2 protein-coding genes are annotated in these 2,412 nt (G+C 68.1%); both read right to left on the reverse strand.

The annotated features are described in order from the left end of the window. Positions 1-317 (reverse strand): hypothetical protein (locus tag JaAD80_RS28590; protein ID WP_146012597.1); only part of this gene is annotated, 317 nt, incomplete at its 3' end. A 26-nt stretch (positions 318-343) separates the two neighbouring features. Continuing rightward, positions 344-1,951 carry a methyl-accepting chemotaxis protein gene (locus tag JaAD80_RS31940; protein WP_308410658.1) on the reverse strand — a complete coding sequence of 536 codons (1,608 nt, stop codon included), beginning with the start codon at positions 1,949-1,951 and terminating at the stop codon, positions 344-346. Positions 1,952-2,412 lie beyond the last annotated feature (461 nt).

Consider the following 2,412-nt stretch of genomic DNA (forward strand, 5'->3'; position numbering starts at 1 on the left):
CCGGCGATCTCGATGCGGCCATGCGCCTTGCGGTTGATGTCGCGGTAAGGACGCAGGAAATGCGCCAGGTCGGCGGGCAGTGCCGGCAGCGGCGCCAGGGCGTCGTCCAGCTGCGCCGCCAGGATCGCCGCCACATCGCGGTTCTCGATGCGCGCGCGCTCCAGCGCCTGCTCGGCCTCGTCGCCGAGGCGCACGGCCGTATAGCCCCAGATGCACAGCAGCAGGCAGGCGGCCAGCACGGCGCACAGGACCGTGCTGGCCGCATGGCCCTCCCAGGCCGCGTCCAGCCAGCGCCGCGCGGCGAGCCGGCGTTCCACAATGACAGGCGCCTCCACTCAGCCCACTATGCGCTCAGGCGCCGCAAGGCGCGGGCCGGCGCAGGACGGCCAGGCAAGGCATGGGCCGGCAAGGCCGCCGGCGCCGGCTGCAGGCGGAACACGCTGACCACCTGCAGCAGGTTCGCCGCCTCGGTTTCGAGCGACTGCGAGGCCGCTGCCGCTTCTTCCACCAGCGCCGCATTCTGTTGCGTCACTTCGTCCATCTGCACCACGGCCTGGCTGATCTGGCCGATGCCCGTGCTTTGCTCGGCGCTGGCCGCCGTGATGTCGGCCACCATCTGGCTCACGCGCGCGACGGCAGCCACCACCTCCTGCATGGTGGCGCCAGCCTGCGCCACCAGCGCCGCGCCCGCGTCGACCTGCTGCGTGGAATTGGCGATCAGCGCGCGAATATCGCGCGCGGCGGCGGCGCTGCGCTGGGCCAGGCTGCGCACCTCGGTGGCAACGACGGCAAAGCCGCGTCCCTGCTCGCCCGCGCGCGCCGCTTCCACGGCCGCATTCAGGGCCAGGATATTCGTCTGGAAAGCCAGCATGTCGATCACGCCGATGATATCGGCAATCTGCGCCGACGACGCGCTGATCGCGTCCATGGTGTGGATCACCTGCCCCACGGCCTGGCCGCCGTCGCCGGCGATCTTTGCCGCCTCGGTGGCCAGCGCGCTGGCGTGGCGCGCATTGTCCGCATTCTGCTGCACCGTGGAACTCAGTTCCTCCATGGCGGACGCCGTCTGTTCCAGCGAGCTGGCTTGTTCTTCCGTGCGCGCCGACAGGTCGATATTGCCGGCGGCGATCTGCGTCGACGCCGTGGCAATGGTGTCGGTTCCGCTGCGCACGCGCTGCACGATGTCGAGCAGGTTGCCGTTCATGATGGACAGTGCGTCGAGCAGCTTGCCCGTCTCGTCGCGGCCATGCCGGCCAAAGCGCGACGTCAGGTCGCCGGCGGCCACCGTCTGCGCCACGCCCAGCGCATATTGCAGCGGCGCGACGATGCTGCGCGTGACCAGCCACGCCGTCACCAGCGAAAAGGCGATGGCCAGCGCGCTCAGCGCCAGCATCATGCTGCGCGCCGACAGGTATTCCGCGTGCACCTGGGCGCCCGCCGCTTCCATGCGCTCGTGCTGGTGCGTGATCAGGGTTTCCAGCGCCGCCATGTAGCGCAGCTGGTCGCCGCGCACGCTGCCCAGCAGCAGGGCCGCCGCCTCGTCGCGCGCATCGGCGTCGAGCAGGGCCAGCACTTTGTCGCGGCCCTGGTTGAAGGTGGCGCGCGCCTGCGTCACGGCCGCCATCAGCGCGCGGCCCTGGTCCGACAGGATGATGCGGTCAAGCTGGGCCAGGCGCTGCTCCGTGTCCGCACCCGCCCTGGCGATGCTGTCGCGCTCCTGCGCCAGCTGCCGCGGATCCGTCATCAGCAGCAGGTTGCGCGACGAGCGCGCGATGACATTGACGTTCTTGATGATGTCATTGGCCAGCACGGTCTTCGGATATTTGTCGTCGATTACGTCGCGCATGCGCAGTTCCAGGCTGGACAGGCGCAGCATGCCCAGCGCCGCAGTGCCCAGCAACATCAAGGTCAACAAAGCAAAGGACCAGCGCAAGCGGGTCCCGATATTCATATTCGCCATCTTCATTCGCATCCTTCAGAGTGGTGCATCGGTCATCGCGCCGGGCCTCCATGCAAGGCTGACGGCAATGGCTGGCGCCGCCAGCGGCCATGGAAGGCCGGGCGCAGCGGGCGGAGGGGTCAGCCTGGACAAGGCGGAGGCGGGAGCTTGGGTTGCTACGGGGCAAGTGTGAGTTATCTCACAGGCAATGTCGCGTTAAGTTTTGCAAAGATTTGCTTAGATGGCAAAACAGCTATTTTAATAACACTGTTTTTTTGGTAAGTAGAAACCACAATAGGCGCAGAATACGGCAGGCGGCGCGCCATGCAAAACGGCCGCACAGGGCGGCCGTCGGCTGGGTGGCGCAAGCGCCCTGCGTCACCTCAAGGCATCAGAAGACTTCCCATTCGTCCTCGCGCGGCGCGCTCTGGCGCTGGGACGGCACGGCGCGCAGCACGGGCCGCGCCTTCGCC

The sequence above is a fragment of the Janthinobacterium sp. AD80 genome (assembly GCF_002878455.1).
In the GTDB taxonomy this organism is placed as follows: domain Bacteria; phylum Pseudomonadota; class Gammaproteobacteria; order Burkholderiales; family Burkholderiaceae_D; genus Janthinobacterium.